Annotated in this window: 1 protein-coding gene and 1 pseudogene; both read left to right on the forward strand. The window is 72.9% G+C overall.

Annotated features, from left to right (window positions below):
* Window positions 1-401: pseudogene (locus DEIPI_RS40080) on the forward strand (hypothetical protein); the annotation flags it as partial.
* Window positions 388-694, forward strand: a 307-nt coding sequence (locus DEIPI_RS40085; RefSeq protein ID WP_045234525.1) for a cysteine protease StiP domain-containing protein, incomplete at its 3' end; no start/stop codon positions are given. The pseudogene DEIPI_RS40080 and the gene DEIPI_RS40085, both read left to right, overlap by 14 nt.

Genomic DNA, 694 nt, shown 5'->3' on the forward strand with positions numbered 1-694 from the left:
GCACGGCCCGGGACCTCGCCGCGGACGTGGCGCCGGGCGTCTTCGCGCGGCTCCACGAGACGCACGGGCAGCCCCTGTACGTCGTCTTCAAACACCCCCGCCGCGCGCCCGGCGCACTGAGCGTCCTCGGCACGGCCCTGCGCGAACGCTGGGGCGACGACGCGCGCTGGCACGTCTTCGGCAACGACAGCACCCTCACGCTCATGCAGGCGTGCGTGTCGAAGCGGCGCGCGGTGGAGCACGTCCGGCATGCCCTCGACCCCCGGGAGGAGGCCCTCACCGTCGGGTACGGCGACACGCTCTCCGACGTGGGCTTCATGACCGCCTGCGACGTCGTCATGACCCCCGCTTCGTCGCAGATCAGCCGCGTCCTGGGAGGCCTGCACCATGTCCACGACTGAGCGGACGACCCCGCAACTCCTGCGCAGCACCTTCGCGCCCGGTGACGTCACGTACCTCCTGCGGGAGGTCACGCCCACGTTCGTGACGTTGGAGGAGAAGGAACGCCTCATCCAGTCGGGCGAGCGGCACTACGGGCACCTGCTGAGCCCGGAGGGGCCGCCGCGCGCCGAATACCGCGCGCTCTTCGAACGCACCCTCGCCGGCGGAGCGCCGGAGCTCGCGGCGCAGGTCCTGCGGCTCGCGCGGGTCCTGCACCGTGAGGTGCGCGACGTCCGGGGCGAGCGCGGAAGGA

This window comes from Deinococcus pimensis DSM 21231 (assembly GCF_000519345.1).
Lineage (GTDB): Bacteria > Deinococcota > Deinococci > Deinococcales > Deinococcaceae > Deinococcus_A > Deinococcus_A pimensis.